We start from the raw sequence: 15,006 nt of genomic DNA, 5'->3' as shown, positions 1-15,006 counted from the left end.
ACAAACGGAATATTTCATAGCGAAAATATTTGTTTATAACTTCTGAAAATGCAGAAAAGAGGTATATAAAAAGCCCGTACAAAACATATAGTCTGTACGAGCTAATTAAAGTGATATTTTATTGTATATCTTTTCCTGCAAGCCTAATTATATCTGCTGTTCCTGCGATATTTCATCATAAGAGACTGATAGACAGCTCCGTTATCACGAAAAACATAGTCACAGAATTCTTGAAGCTGTTCTTTGGAATAGAGGTCAAACGGAAGTTCAAATAGTTTCTTTTCTACTGTATTCTTGATGTAGGGTAAATCTGAAATATAAGAACACTCCGTTTCAATCTTCATGTCCTCAAAAATATCTCTGTCCATAAAATTCCCCGCAGTCTTTATCTGCTTTTGCGTGATTTCCTTACTGTGAATACGCCAGCCAGCAGACCAAGAGATACGAACATGAGCGCAAGCCATGTTGTCATATTCGTGCTGTCACCAGTTTTAGGGCTGTTAGACGTTGTCTGTTTATCTGTACTTGCTGGTTTCTTATCTGTATCCGTTATAGATGGTTTCTTGTTATCGTCTATTGTTGGCTTTTGTGTGTCCTTTCCTTTGACAGTAACGGTAATTGTTTTTGTAGAAGAGGCTCCTTTACTATCTGTAACTCTGTATGTTACCGTGTATGTTCCTGCCCTCAAGACATCTACATCATTGCTTAATACTTCAACTTTCCTTGTAATATCGCCGTCCTCTTTATCCGAAGCGGTAACATCTTTCAATGGGACAAATTCATCGCCGACTGTTAATATCTTATCACTGGCATTGATTGTCGGCACATGATTGAGTTCTACTTGCGGTATGTCATCCTTTGGTAAAACAGCTGCCGCAGGAAGTGTGATATTGACATCACCTGTTGGTGTACCAGAGATAGTAAAACTATTTTTAGTCATATTTGTTACTGACAATCCATTCAAGCCCTGAATACTATCACTATAATCATCTGGAAGATAATACCCATTAGCTACTTCTACGATAATATCTGAAATTGCTGTTCCTTGTGCAACACCTTGCGTACCATTCGTAACCGTTAGTCCATCATTTCCTACAACATTAACATCATAAACTTGTCCTTCGGTTGCTAATATCGCATAGGTCATTCTATTTACCGTATCCGTTCTTTCAAGCCATATTTGACAATTCGCAAAACTATCTAAATTCATATCATTTGCAGAAATTTTTGTTTCATTTGTGATTTGTTTTGCCTTTGCCCCATCGCTATTTTGCACAACTAAATATGTACCATTTGGAACATTAGTTAATATAACTTTACTCTTATCATAAACCACTAACGCAGAACCAAGGTTATTTGTACTGTGTCGCAATGTAAATGTGTCATTTATTGACAGATTTCCGTCAGATGCTACCGCCGGCACAGCAGATGCGAAGATGACAGATGACAGATTCAATTCAAAAGCAGGTTTCACTCCTCTTTTATCACCATTGCTCACTTTATTATTTATAATTCTAGCTGTTGGCCATGCTTCCAATGCTGTAATGTCATCAGTTATATTCTTTGGTGGAGTGGCACGTAACCAAAACACAGGATCTGTCTTTGCTCCCCAATAACCTTTATCTATTCTCAAACCACTATTTAAGTTATCAAATTCATTTGCTCCTACTGTAAGATACTGTGTAGCACTCCTATCTCCATGTGCTAAATATAATTTATCACTTACAGAGTAAGCCTCATCATTTTTTCCATCATAAGTATAAATTAATGTATCATTCATTAATTGTTGTTCTGAATTCGTAAAATATGATGTTTCTAAACTTTTTAACATTTTTCTTATATCACTTGCCCCATAATGAGAAGGATATACACTTTGCGGACTTACTCCATCAACGTAAGTACAATCTTCCCATTCAGTTATATCACTCTTATCATTTGATACATCAAGTTCAAACGGAATACCTTTGTCTAATACATCTGCTGCAAACAAAATAAGATTATTATGCTGAGTTCCTGCAATCCACCATCGCTGATTGTTGTTACCGAAATAAACTTTTGCTGGATTTTCACCGTCTTGATCGTTTGTATTAAAAGCCTTTAGTTCATCAACAGTCGCAAACTGTGTGCTATCTGGCAATTCTGCTGCATGGACTTTTGTACCAAATACCGGTAATGCTGTAACAATCATTACAACAGCCAATAATAGTGAACCGACTTTTTTCTTTACATTTTCTACTTCTTTCAAATTCTTTTTCCTCCTCACATCTCTATTCCTTGTGCCTAATAAGAACAAATTTACTATACATATGTTTTTTCAATTTCTATGTATGTTCATATTTTAATTGTCCTTTATAACTGTTTAGACTTTGTGGAATCTAATCTAGCGTCTTTATCCCTTGCACATACTGTTTTTGAAAGGCCTTTAGAAGACGCTTAAACCTCTTTTTGTTTGATGTCCTTAGCTGGCAAATAACCTCTCTGGTATCTGTCACATAAAATACCACCCAAGAAAATCACCTCCGTGCAAAATCGGAAAGATTTGTGTTTTCTGATTAAATTCTAACTTTTCTTTTTTCTAATGATTAGAGCAACCACCATACCGAACAGAGAGAAGCAGACAAGACAAATCCTGCATTTGCATGAGCTACTGTTTTTCCGGTTCACTCTCCCAATTTCTCATTACAAGAAATTTTCGCCTTGCCTTTATCTCGTTCTCAACCTCTCCTCATTGTAGATTATGATATTCACATCAGGATAAAAGGATAAAATAGTAGAAGTATAAACGGCACAAAATTTAGACTTTTTGTGCCGTATGTGTTATCATTTAATATAGGATAATTTAGGATAAAAACAGCGTATTTAAACTTAAATTAGGACAAAAAACCAAAGTTTAGAAGTGGCGTAGAAAGTCTACTTTTTATGCCTTTTGTTGTTGATAACGAACGATCCACCTCGCAAATGTTGTGTGATGGGTATTTAGTCGTCGCCCACCCTCACGCATACTAATTTCTCCAATTACCCACAGTTGATAAATTTCTTCAAACTGTTCTGGGAAATCATGCTTTGGTCGTCCAAATTGTACCCCTTTTTCTTTTGCAATACGTATTCCTTCCGCTTGTCTTTGTTTCGTATTTTCTCTTTCAATCTGGGCGACATAGGAAAGTATCTGCAATACCAAATCTGCTATAAATTTTCCTGTAACGCCATTCACTTGATTTCTGGTATCAAGCAAAGGAAAATCCAGTACAATCATATCAATGTCTTTTACTCTTGTTAGATAACGCCATTGTTCTAGTATTTCATCATAATCACGTCCCAGACGGTCTATGGACTTAATGTAAAGCTCATCGCCTGCTTTCAGCTTTCTTATCAGCCTTTGATAATTCTTGCGTATAAAATCCTTTCCTGATTGTTTATCAATATACATCTGTTTCTTTGTCAGTCCAACTTCCTGCATGGCTTCCACCTGCCTTGCGATATTCTGGTCTTTGCTTGAAACTCGGATATATGCGTATTTCGCCATATTAAATTCCTCCTTTGTCTATTATCCACAAAGAAGATTATAATCAAGGTATTACTCTAAAAGATGAATGAAAGGCAAAGGACAGCGTGCAGACTTACAAAAAATGCACGCTGTTAAAAATCTATCCTACAATCTTCCAGTTACTATCCTTATGTAGCACAAGCTCAAACTGCGATACCTGCATTGCCTTCGTCTGATTTACCATAAATCACATTTTATCCCTTTCTTTCTCTTGATTAACCAGCACAGAAAAGAAAAAGCCCTGTCAAGAGCTTGCCACCATTGGTGGTGCTTTGCACTCTTGATCGGGCTTTTTGTTTGCTGTATCTTCTCACAAGAGGAAAAAGATTACTCGTCCTCATCATCAAAATGGTTATTCCTTAATACTTCCCGTAACAGTTCTATATCTTCTTTTGAGTTGGGATTTATCCGTTTCACGAATTGAAAAGGTGTTTTATACTTATGTCCCTCTATGCTTTCCCCAAACATATCCATGCTGTATAAATCGTCATATCGGTCTAACAATCTTTGAAACTTCAAATGCTGGATAAATTCTTTGATTGGGTAAAGGTCATCTGCCTGTATGTTATTTCCGTTGATGTAGTCGGTAATATATTCCCGTAACTTTTCTAACTCATATTCCAGCCATTCTTCCTCACTGTCAAAAAAGTTGTCATAATGCCCGTGTTTCAGTTCTGTATTTAGGCGTTCTTCAGCTCTTAGAAACTGACAGACTTCCTTTTCAGCCTGATTGATATATTTCCATTCTCCCGACAACAGTTCATTTGGTGTTACGTCCAACACTTCCATTATCTTTTCCAACGTATCATAGGCAGGATAATTCAACCCTCTTTCAATCTTGGAAAGGCTCTGCATATTGATACCGATTTTGTCCGCAAGCTCCTGCTGTTTCATTCCTCTGTATTTTCTGATGGTCTGTATGTTGTTTCCCAAAAAATTTATTTTCACTGCATAACCCTCCGTAACTCTGTATATCTTCTTATTTCGTTTCCGTTATAAGTCTATCATGCTTAATATGGTTTGTAAAGACAAAAAAAGATATTGACAAATAAGCATACAAGAATTATTATGCGTTTGTAAATGATTAAACACAACAGAATGAAATATAAAACCATTTAAAAAGTAAATCCTATCTGATTAAACCCGTAGATATGAATATCGGTTGATATGGCATGGTTAGAAAAGGAAAAACAGGGTTTGCAGACAAAGCATTGCAGGACTGCTGGCGTGCGTCAGCAACAACGCCATGACGGCTCTGCCGTCAAAGGACGGAAATGCTTTGTCTGCTGGCGAACCTGCGAGCCTTACCTGTGCCCCCGTTATCTAACAGGGGGGCACTATTTCACAAAAGACAAGTCAAAAACCGTACAACCCCAAAGCTGTAAGGAGTAATGAGGAGTTTTAAGAAGATAGTAACTTCACACTTTTTTGAAAGATGGTTTACAGGTATTTCAAGGCTATTGTGGGATTGGAGGAATACAATGAACAATTTAGAATTTGCACTTGAAATGAAGAATAAACGTCTTGCCAGCGGTCTTTCACAAGGAGAACTTGCAAGTCTTACCCATGTATCAAGATATAGTATCAACCGCTTTGAGAACGGAAAAGCCAACGCCAGCAAGGAAACACAAAATATTATCCTGCGTTGTCTGAATTACTATGTCTGTGATAAGCCTTTTTATCTGCTCGTTGATTATCTGTCTGTCCGTTTTCCAACGACTGACGCATTGGAAGTTATCCGAAAGGTGCTTGGCATGAAAGCCGATTATTTTATCCATTATGACTATGGGTATTATGGTTATAAAGAACATTACGCCTACGGGGAAATCAAGGTCATGGCTTCTGATGATGAACACATGGGCGTATTTTTGGAATTAAAAGGGGCAGGCTCACGCAACATGGAATATGTCTTACAGGCACAGAAAAGGGATTGGTATTCATTCTTAAACCGCTGTCTTGACTGTGGCGGTGTTATCCGACGTTTTGACTTGGCAATCAATGATATGTGCGGTCTGCTGGATATTCCCGTCTTATCTGAGAAATACAAAAATGGTGGTGCGGATTGTCGCTGTAAAAACTATGAAAATGTGCAAGGCGGTAAACTAAGCGGAAAAACCGTAATTTAGCAAGTACCCTTTATATCGGCTCAAAAGCAAGCACAAAATATTTCTGCCTGTATGAAAAACAAAAGGAACAGGCAACGAAAAAGAAACATACGGATATTATCAACCGTTTTGAAATTCGTCTGCGTGATAAAAAGGCAGTACAGGCAGTTGAGGAACTGTTATTGACGTATAACCCTCATGGGCTGGTATTTTATCTCATTACCGATTTTGTGGAATTTCCAGACTATCCATTGTGGGAGATATTCATTTCCCATGATAATTTACCTTTTGAAATGAACCCTGTACCCGTTAATATGGAACGCACTCTGCAATGGCTGGAAAGACAGGTCATGCCGTCCATTGTGATGATAGAGGAAATCGACAGGTTGACAGGCTCAAACTACATGAAAATGATTGATGAATGTACCCACCTTTCCGAAAAGCAGGAAATGCTTGTGGAACAGATGTGTACGGACATAGCAGACGTAATCGAAAGTGAGGGGGTGTTTTATGAGTAATGCACAGGATATTCCCGTATGGGAAAATACACCCTTACCATTGAAGAAGCGTCAAAGTATTTCCGTATCGGAGAAAACAAGTTAAGACGATTAGCAGAGGAAAACAAGGACGCTGGCTGGCTCATTATGAATGGCAACCGCATACAGATTAAACGCCGACAGTTTGAAAAGGTCATTGATAAATTGGACGCAATCTAATGCAAATGAGCCTTGTATGTGTTATGATGAACACAAGTCATATCAAGGCTCTTTCCAACAAGGAAAGGAGCAGACACCATGAAAGAAAAAAGACGGGATAGCAAAGGTCGTATCCTGCATACTGGAGAGAGCCAACGAACAGACGGGAAATACTTATATAAATATGTGGACGCATTTGGAAACACAAAATATGTGTATGCTTGGAGATTGACACCCACAGACCCAACACCAAAGGGAAAACGGGAAAAACCCTCACTTCGAGAACTGGAACAGCAGATAAGACGGGATATTGAGGACGGTATCGACAGCACAGGCAAGAAAATGACACTTTGCCAACTCTACGCCAAACAAAACGCACAGAGGGCAAATGTGAAGAAAAGCACAATGAAACAACGGGAACAACTCATGCGGTTATTGAAAGAGGACAAGTTAGGCGCTAGGAGCATTGATACAATCAAACCCTCTGACGCTAAAGAATGGGCGTTACGCATGAAAGACAAAGGCTTTTCCTACAATACCATTAACAACCATAAACGCTCCTTAAAAGCGTCATTCTATATCGCCATACAAGACGATTGTGTAAGGAAAAATCCCTTTGATTTCAAGTTAAGTGAAGTCCTAGAAAATGATACCAAAGAGAAAGTCGCATTGACAGAGGAACAGGAACAAGCCCTACTGTCATTCATTAAGACGGACAATGTGTATCATAAGCATTATGATGATGTACTGATACTGTTAAAGACAGGACTTCGTATCTCGGAACTGTGCGGACTGACAGTAGCCGATATTGATTTCAAGAATGAGGTTGTGATTATCGACCACCAGTTACTAAAGAGCAAGGAACAGGGCTATTACATTGAAACGCCTAAGACAAAGAGCGGAACAAGGCAAGTGCCATTAAGCAAAGAAACGATACAGGCATTTCAACGGGTTATGAAGAAACGCCCAAAGACAGACCCATTTGTGATAGACGGACGAAGCAATTTCCTATTTGTCAATCACAAAGGCAAGCCGAAAGTTGCCATTGATTACAATGCCTTATTTGTCCGCATGGTAAAGAAATACAACAAGCACCACATGGATAACCCCTTGCCACATATCACACCGCATACGCTACGCCATACGTTCTGCACAAGACTGGCAAGTAAGAACATGAACCCGAAAGATTTACAGTATATCATGGGACATTCAAATATCAGTATCACAATGAACTGGTACGCTCATGCGTCCATAGATACCGCAAAATCAGAGGTTCAGCGTCTAATTGCATAGAAGTATTTACCACGATTTTAACCACGTTTGATAGCGAAAATATAAGAAGATAGACCTAGATATGTGAGGTTTACCACAAAAACAAAATGCCCGTAGAGCCTATAAAATAAGGCTTTGCGGACATTTAAGAAGATATAAAAAGATAGTCAAAAAGACATATATAATTTTGATATAATTTTCTTAAGGCCTTTCTTTTTGGCACGGTACCAGAAATCTAACATCGCAAATATTTTTCTCTTGATAAAGATGTGCGAGAAATCATTTCATTCAGTTGATGAAATAGTTCTTCGCTTAAACGTATTTTAATACACTTTTTTATCAGTATCAATAAGCCCTTCCATAGTTGTTTTTCTGAATCAAATGAAAATTCATATGAAAATACAAAACAGAATTATAATAAAAATCTTAAATACTTCCATAATTTATCCCCCTCGTATCAAAAAGACAGATATGCCTGTCTGCCTTATTCCATATTCATTTTTAGAAGCTGTTTTATTTGATCCCTTTTTTTATAAACTATTCCAGTTATATGAACAATCATGTTTTCTTCATTAGTCCAAAAGTATGCAATGAAAATTTTTACTACCATTTTATGAATACCTTAAAATGCCAAGATTCCTCATCAACTAAACGATATGCTGTGGCAATTGTGATAATGAATGAAACTCTTATTCCAAATAATCAAGGAAGCGGTTTACGCTATCAGGTGCTTGTAATCCGTTTACAATATAGTTCTGATTTCTCTTAATTGATTTTCAGCAGATTTCGTAACGTTAACTAAATACGTATCTATTTATCATTTATTTTCTGTCTTAAATCGTTGAACACACTATTTACGGGACAAATTTCCTGCTTTTGCATCAGCTAATCCTTTTTGCATCATGAGATTAACATATTCTTCACTCATTTCATCAAGTGTTTGAAATCCATTTGGAACTTTCTAGGAAAATGGAATACTCTTTGTCATTGCGATTTGCATATATAACATGTTGATAACAAGGCTATCCAAATTTTTTAGGGGTTTTCGCCAGAAATTTGGGGGTCAACTTTGGGGGAGAGAAAAAATAAAGGCTAAAAATTAAGACCCCTAAAGTTAAAATCAAGAGAATCAGTGAAAAAACATTCTGATTCTCTTTTTTTGGTTATGCTTCTGTACAAATTCTTAATCTCTTTATTCTTTTACTTTATATTTACCACGTTTCTTTCCAACATAGCTATGTACTTCATTAGATGATTTGGGCGTATTTCTCAATGCAGGTCTATTTCTGGTAGACCATAAGATTCGATTTCTAGTATAATTAAAATTAGAGGAACCTCGTGAGTTTCTCTTATAATCTTTCGGCTTTCGGTTGAATGATTCCATAGGTCCATTGGATAAACGTGCATAGTAACGCTCATTATCCTTTGCACTACGTCTTGATACCTCAGTTATAGTAAATGAGCGGGCAATCTCATGCTTATATTTATCAAGGTATTGTGAGAAAAGACGAGGAATGTAACCTCTGAGAGCCTTAAATTCTTCAATCATTTTTAATAATTCTTGCATTACTTCATCTTCAGAACTAAAGTGAGTATTATTGAATCTAATATATTTTTCTTTCACATCTCTGATTATATTGAACTTAGGATCTAGTGAGAGAAATAGTTTTTCAATAGTATATGTATCTGCGTACATTCTAAGAGAGCTGTGGTAATACCTTTTGTCAGAGTAATTGATATTGTCTTGATTCTTCAAAAGCACCCAGCGATATTTTCTAAGCAAGATAACTTCTTGTGATTCCTGAATCGTTTTATTGTCTCTATTGGTGTCATGATTTTGTTTTTCAAGCCTTTTAAGATCTCTATCTTTATATGCTTTCATTACTGAATTGATATAAGTATTAATCAATCCTAATAAATATTTAACAACATGAAAACTATCTAAAATCGACACAGCATTTGGAAAGAAATGCTTGGGTAATTCAAGATAAGGCTTATATGCATCAGAAATAATATAACGAACATGTTTTCTTTCTTCGTATGGAATGGAGAAGAAGTAGTTTTCAATGGTATGATGCCATCGGTTATGCAAGATGTCAACAATCTCTCCAGAAGTAAAGTCCATAAGAATCAAGGCATATTTCTCTTTTTCAGAAATATCAATATGTACTTCATCAACGGAAAGAAACTCAGGAAGAGTTAAACGTGGCAAATCCACGTAAGCAGTGAAAAGATCGTGAACTTGAGTATCAGATAAATTGAATTGTCTGGCAATAGATGCGGTAGAACGATCAAGGTCTTTCATAGCCTCTAAAACTAGTAGAGGAGTAATATCAGAGGATTGTTTATAACGCTGAAAGAATGGGAAATCTTCATTAACATATGTGGAACAGTTAGTGCATTTCCACTTTCTTTGGCTCACGATAAAGATGATGCAAGTTCCGTCTTGTAAGACAGGGTGTTTGATTTTGCGCTTATAAATACCTTTTGAGTGCATTCTGCAAGAACAATTAGGGCAATAAGACGGGATAGATGGTCGAGAGATATATACATACTTGGTATCAGCGATGATTTCAACATCGTTGATGATAATAGAACCATCATCGGGAATGTTTAATAATTTAAATAGATAAGAATGATCCATGATTACCTCCTTCACAGAAGCATAACCAATAGAACATTATAGAAAAAGAAACAGATGAATGCCACCTGTTTCTTTTGGGATTTATCCCCCTAAAGTGTCCCTCAAAGTTCAGACCCCTAAATTGACCCCTAAAGTTTAGCCCCCCAAATATTTTGGATACCCGATAACAACAGAAGCCGAATACCAGCTGTCATGAAAATCCGTCCAGCCCATTTTGAACATAATTTAAAAGATTTGTAATTATACCCTGCTTCAACAATTCTATTGCTTTATCTTTGTCTTTTTTCGCTAACATAGAGTATCACCATTCCTTGACTCATAATGTAGCCCTTACTTTCCTTTGCCGCTATACCTTTTGTCTGAATTGCAGAATTTTATTATAAAATATACATAATTTCCTATTATATGCTATTATATATATGTTAATGATTGTAGACTAATCTTTAACAAGACATTCATAAAGTTATACATTTAGAGACATGCATTTTTTTTGCTATATTGTCTCTTTTTTTGTGTTTTACGCTGTTTTTTTTACATTTTACCTGCTATTCACCTCTGTTTAATTAAGTATAACATTATGAATAACTAATTGTTATCCTAGCTTGAAAAGCTAGGATGAGAGGAGGGATAAGAAAAGGTGATGCATAGGTATTTGTTTATGATCTGTAATATGCTAACAATGATTCCGCAAAAGAATACCAGATAATAGGAATTGTAGCTATCTTCTACAATGGAAAATAGGTTTAATCTGTTAGAAATTTTGAAACCATTCCCCATCCAAGCATTCTATGGAATCTACATTATCATAATAAATAAACGAAAACTACCTCTTTCATCATGAAACATTTATTAAAATCCGATTATTAGGTAACTTGATGACTCTTTTCATACGAATAGAGGATAACAAAAGAAAAAAGCATATAGAAGGCATTGATTGTATTTTTTCTTTCAGTACTTCATGAAATATCAAATACACCTAAGCGCCCCTTTATAGTCCTCTGCTATTGGAGGGTTATATGATTTGATTGAAGGAATACTTATTTTCTTGTTTTTCGACCATGAACGGAATGAGAGAACTTCACCATGACACTGTCACTGCGTTTGTGTATGACCTAACTTTCTCTACAGAACTTAACTTATTTTTCCTGCTATGGTTCATGTTATGGTTTCTTTCATGAAGTATATCGTTCCCATTGCATTATGGATGTGTTGATTTTTGAAAAAAAATATTAAGTACAGATATTGTACACATAAAGGAGAGTATGAACAATGAAAAAAGAAAAAATTTTATCTTTTATAGTATCTTTTTGTATGATTCTTACGATGTTAATTTTCTCTGGTATTGAAGCAATCGCTGTAGGATCTTTAAATCCTTCCTTTTCACAATCTTTTACGGTTACGAATCTAACGGAAGGAACCCATGTTGAAGTGTTGAAAACAGTAGATTTAAATTTGGATTCCGATGGCAATTTCAATATGCCGGTTTTGACATGGAATGATTCAGTTAAGAATTGGGTTTCAGACAAATTCCCACAATATATCGATAAAAGTACAAAGGAAGTTACCGATACCTTTCAAAAATTGGGAAGTAATAGTGCAGAGGCAAATACATTCTGGCAAAAGATGACAGCTGCATATTATCAAGGAAAGATCAACTTTGCAGACAAAAAAGACGCAACTGCAGACGGAAATAAAAATGTTACAATCAATGGTAACGGATGGGGAGGATATTTAGTTTTAGCTGAAAACCCAAATAATACTGGAATAATGTATAAAGCAACATCCGTGAACGTGTTGCCAGCCAAACAGAAAGACGGATCTTATGAAAATCCAAAGGAAAGCATTACACTCGTTATGAAACAAGACAAAGAACCTGGTTTTGAAAAAGAAATTCCTGATATCAGTGAGATAACAACCGGTATCGGCAAGATTGTCAATTATCGTTTGAATGCCCAGATACCTGTATATCCAGCTGACTCTATCTATAAAATATTTGAAATATCTGATCAAGGCGGAAAAGGACTGAAATTAGTTCCTGATTCCATTGTAGTTTCTTTACATGCGGATGGCAGCGATTCTATGAGTAAAATTACGGATTATACGTTAACGAAGACAGAGAATGCATTTAAAATTGTAGTAAAAGAGAGTTTTTTAGAAAACCACCAAGGAGAAGTCGTCTATGTATTGTATCAAGAAAGAATAACTGAAGAGGCGTTGGAACTTGATGAAATTGAAAATACCGCTTCACTGAAATATAACCCAAATCCATATAAAAATGATACATATGAAATTGAGTCAAAAAAGAAAACATACACATATGAAATAAATTTTGATAAAAAAGACGAAAACGGAACAACGTATTTAACAGGTGCCGTATTCCAGTTACAAGATGCTGATGGAGATGTTTTACAATTCGTACAGGATACAAATGATCTACATCATTATATATTTTATGGGAGCGCAGATGCATTTGATACTGCTGTAACACCGGTATCAGATATAGAAATCAGTAAAGAAAGCTCGATTCAAATTGATGGGTTAGACACAGGTACATATCGATTGATCGAAACAAAAGCCCCGGAAGGATATGTAAAGCCTACAGGATATATAGAAATCACATTGGAAGATACAATTGATGAAAATTCTAAAAATGTTCCTGATGGTAAATTAGATAAAATAGAGATTACCAATAATGGAACATATGAAATAATCAACAATGCTACGACAGGATCCGGAAGTTTTTCATTTATAGTTAAGAACAGAACACCGGAGGATTTTAATCTTCCGGTTACCGGAGGGACAGGAACTTTGATGTTTACGCTTGGAGGTATCGTTGTAATGGGGGGAGCAGTTCTGCTCTACGCAAGAAATAGGAAATGCAGAAGCAACGCAAAGTAATACATGAATGTTTATACAAAAAATAAAATCTTACGCACCTATTTTGATTTTCTTAATAGGTGCAAGCATCTTCCTATATCCATCGATTGCAAATAAATATGCTTTACATGTTCAGTCAAAGGTTATCCATACATACACGGCAACAATGAATGAGAAATCAAAGGAAGAAATCAAACAAATATGGAAGCAAGCAGTTGAATATAATGACAATCTGGCCGGAGATCCTGTACATGATCCATTTGTTTTAAATAGTGGGTATGTGTTGCCGGAAAATTATTTGCATACATTAAATATTTTAGAAGATGGTGTAATGGCGTATATAGAAATACCTAAAATACATGTTAATTTACCAATCTATCATGGAGTGAGTGAAGATGTCTTAGCGAAAGGCGCAGGTCACATTGAAGGAACATCTTTACCGATTGGCGGAAAAAATCGTCATTCTATCATTTGTGCCCACAGAGGATTACCAAGCGCAGAATTATTTTCCAAATTAAATGAACTGAAGAAAAACGATCTGTTTCTTATTCATGTATTGAATCGAACGCTGGCATATAAGATTGACCAAGTAGAAACTGTTCTTCCCGATCATATTAACATCTATATGATGTTAGAAAAGGATAAAGATTTGGTAACATTGATGACATGTACTCCTTATGGAGTAAATACACATCGTTTACTTGTACGCGGTGAAAGATACGATTATATACCTGAAGGAAAGGAAATCGTACAAGAGAAAAAAGGCTCTATGAAAATATATTTCTTATTTGGAACTATAATATTCCTAGGAATCAGTATTTTCATCCGTTCCCATTTGAGGAGGAATTTATGAAAAAGTGGGAGTTTCGTTTCATAGTTTTACTGCTTTTGCTCGGTTTAGGTATTTTATCATTTCCAAAAATACATAGTTTTTTCACAACCATTGAGCAAAAACAAAAGATACAGTCATTCAAAGAAACGATTGCAAATCAATCAGATAAGGATGCATTGTATCAACAAATGAAGCAATATAATGAGAAAATATATAAAGAGCACCAGAAAGATTTGAAAGACGCATGGAGTTATTCGCAAAACACATTTGATTTGGGTATATTGAATCTGGATATGAATATCATCGGTTATATAGAGATACCAAAGCTGGATGTGCAAATCCCCTTATTTATAGGAGCAAACTACAATAATTTGAACAAAGGTGTAGCCATAATGTCGCAAACAAGTATGCCTATTGGTGGAGAGAATACGAATTGCGTCATTGCAGGTCATCGTGGTGGTTATCATGGCGAGCAATTGTTTAAGAATATTGAGAATCTTGCTATTGGTGATGAAATAAGGATAACAAATCCTTGGGAAACATTGACATATTTTGTAATAAAAAAAATCGTAATAGAACCAAATGAGATTGAAGCAGTAAAAATATTACCCAATCAGGATATGATCACTTTATTTACCTGTCATCCATATGGGATGGAAACACAACGCTATGTTGTTTATGCGAGCAGAAAAAGCATTTACAACGATATTGAATTACCAAAAGGGGTTACGTATACATCGTCTAGAAAAGAGATTGCGATAGAAAAAACGTTAAACAATTGTCTATTGTTTGCTTCCGGCTTGCTTGCCGTGATTCTGATAATCGAAAGCATTCGGATGAATAAAATGTGAATCGTACTGTCTTCATTTTAGTATTGCGTATGGGAGAAAAGAATCAAGGAAAACAACAATGTTTTATTAGCATAGTTTTGTCCACAAGAGATAGAAATATCGTAAGTAACCTAGAAAATATCCTGAATATAAAACACTTAAAAAGACACGATTCAAATATTGCCTTGCCTTAAGTGTTGCTGCTAT

At 35.8% G+C, this 15,006-nt stretch carries 9 protein-coding genes and 3 pseudogenes; 6 read left to right on the top strand and 6 right to left on the bottom strand.

All coding sequences use genetic code 11. The annotated features are described in order from the left end of the window. Positions 1-143: 143 nt before the first annotated feature. The 5 genes and pseudogenes from ACG3M1_RS04905 to ACG3M1_RS04885 all read right to left on the bottom strand — a co-directional run bounded on the left by ACG3M1_RS04905 (position 144) and on the right by ACG3M1_RS04885 (position 4,492). The gene (locus tag ACG3M1_RS04905; RefSeq protein WP_009269677.1) at positions 144-368 is read right to left on the bottom strand and encodes a hypothetical protein; all 225 of its coding nucleotides are present in this window, start codon (positions 366-368) and stop codon (positions 144-146) included. 17 nt (positions 369-385) lie between these two features. Next, positions 386-2,245 (bottom strand): immunoglobulin-like domain-containing protein, encoded by a 1,860-nt coding sequence (locus ACG3M1_RS04900; protein WP_010776848.1) that lies wholly within the window; start codon positions 2,243-2,245, stop codon positions 386-388. A gap of 672 nt (positions 2,246-2,917) precedes the next feature. Continuing rightward, on the bottom strand, positions 2,918-3,523 hold the full coding sequence (locus ACG3M1_RS04895) for a recombinase family protein (protein WP_010776847.1): 606 nt from the start codon (positions 3,521-3,523) through the stop codon (positions 2,918-2,920). Between the two features lie 121 nt (positions 3,524-3,644). Continuing rightward, positions 3,645-3,731: pseudogene (locus tag ACG3M1_RS04890) on the bottom strand (conjugal transfer protein); the annotation flags it as partial. Positions 3,732-3,871: 140 nt separating this feature from the next. Next, positions 3,872-4,492 carry a helix-turn-helix domain-containing protein gene (locus tag ACG3M1_RS04885; RefSeq protein WP_009269883.1) on the bottom strand — a complete coding sequence of 207 codons (621 nt, stop codon included), beginning with the start codon at positions 4,490-4,492 and terminating at the stop codon, positions 3,872-3,874. Positions 4,493-5,025: 533 nt separating this feature from the next. Here ACG3M1_RS04885 and ACG3M1_RS04880 point away from each other — a divergent pair. From ACG3M1_RS04880 to ACG3M1_RS04870, 3 genes and pseudogenes are all read left to right on the top strand, one after another. Beyond that, positions 5,026-6,167, top strand: a pseudogene (locus ACG3M1_RS04880) (replication initiation factor domain-containing protein). After that, positions 6,160-6,365: pseudogene (locus ACG3M1_RS04875) on the top strand (excisionase). The pseudogenes ACG3M1_RS04880 and ACG3M1_RS04875 overlap by 8 nt, the downstream one beginning before the upstream one ends. A 78-nt stretch (positions 6,366-6,443) precedes the next feature. Further along, on the top strand, positions 6,444-7,637 hold the full coding sequence (locus ACG3M1_RS04870) for a site-specific integrase (protein ID WP_009269684.1): 1,194 nt from the start codon (positions 6,444-6,446) through the stop codon (positions 7,635-7,637). Positions 7,638-8,808: 1,171 nt separating this feature from the next. Here the strand turns inward: ACG3M1_RS04870 and ACG3M1_RS04865 are convergent. After that, entirely contained in the window at positions 8,809-10,260 is a 1,452-nt protein-coding gene (locus ACG3M1_RS04865; protein ID WP_008819210.1) for an ISL3 family transposase, read from the bottom strand. Between the two features lie 1,269 nt (positions 10,261-11,529). Between ACG3M1_RS04865 and ACG3M1_RS04860 the strand changes: the two genes are divergently transcribed. The 3 genes from ACG3M1_RS04860 to ACG3M1_RS04850 are packed head-to-tail and all read left to right on the top strand — an operon-like array spanning position 11,530 to position 14,820. Next, positions 11,530-13,158, top strand: coding sequence for an isopeptide-forming domain-containing fimbrial protein (locus tag ACG3M1_RS04860; RefSeq protein ID WP_009587350.1), 1,629 nt, complete (start codon positions 11,530-11,532; stop codon positions 13,156-13,158). Positions 13,159-13,165: 7 nt separating this feature from the next. Further along, a complete protein-coding gene (locus ACG3M1_RS04855; RefSeq protein WP_009587366.1) occupies positions 13,166-13,990 on the top strand; it encodes a class C sortase in 825 nt (274 codons plus the stop codon). Then, positions 13,987-14,820 carry a class C sortase gene (locus ACG3M1_RS04850; protein ID WP_009269687.1) on the top strand — a complete coding sequence of 278 codons (834 nt, stop codon included), beginning with the start codon at positions 13,987-13,989 and terminating at the stop codon, positions 14,818-14,820. The genes ACG3M1_RS04855 and ACG3M1_RS04850 overlap by 4 nt, the downstream gene beginning before the upstream one ends. Positions 14,821-15,006 lie beyond the last annotated feature (186 nt).

It is taken from the genome of Clostridium sp. 10cd*, from assembly GCF_044336395.1.
GTDB classification, from domain to species: Bacteria; Bacillota_I; Bacilli_A; order Erysipelotrichales; family Erysipelotrichaceae; genus Clostridium_AQ; species Clostridium_AQ innocuum.
The sequence above is the reverse complement of the archived record's forward strand: the minus strand, read 5'-3'. Positions and strand labels throughout refer to the sequence as shown.

Bases quoted from the DNA above. Each gene is read 5' to 3' on its own strand.
- ACG3M1_RS04905 (WP_009269677.1), bottom strand. From the start codon at position 368: ATGGACAGAGATATTTTTGAGGACATGAAGATTGAAACGGAGTGTTCT.
- ACG3M1_RS04895 (WP_010776847.1), bottom strand. From the start codon at position 3,523: ATGGCGAAATACGCATATATCCGAGTTTCAAGCAAAGACCAGAATATC.
- ACG3M1_RS04870 (WP_009269684.1), top strand. From the start codon at position 6,444: ATGAAAGAAAAAAGACGGGATAGCAAAGGTCGTATCCTGCATACTGGA.
- ACG3M1_RS04865 (WP_008819210.1), bottom strand. From the start codon at position 10,260: ATGGATCATTCTTATCTATTTAAATTATTAAACATTCCCGATGATGGT.
- ACG3M1_RS04860 (WP_009587350.1), top strand. From the start codon at position 11,530: ATGAAAAAAGAAAAAATTTTATCTTTTATAGTATCTTTTTGTATGATT.
- ACG3M1_RS04855 (WP_009587366.1), top strand. From the start codon at position 13,166: ATGTTTATACAAAAAATAAAATCTTACGCACCTATTTTGATTTTCTTA.
- ACG3M1_RS04850 (WP_009269687.1), top strand. From the start codon at position 13,987: ATGAAAAAGTGGGAGTTTCGTTTCATAGTTTTACTGCTTTTGCTCGGT.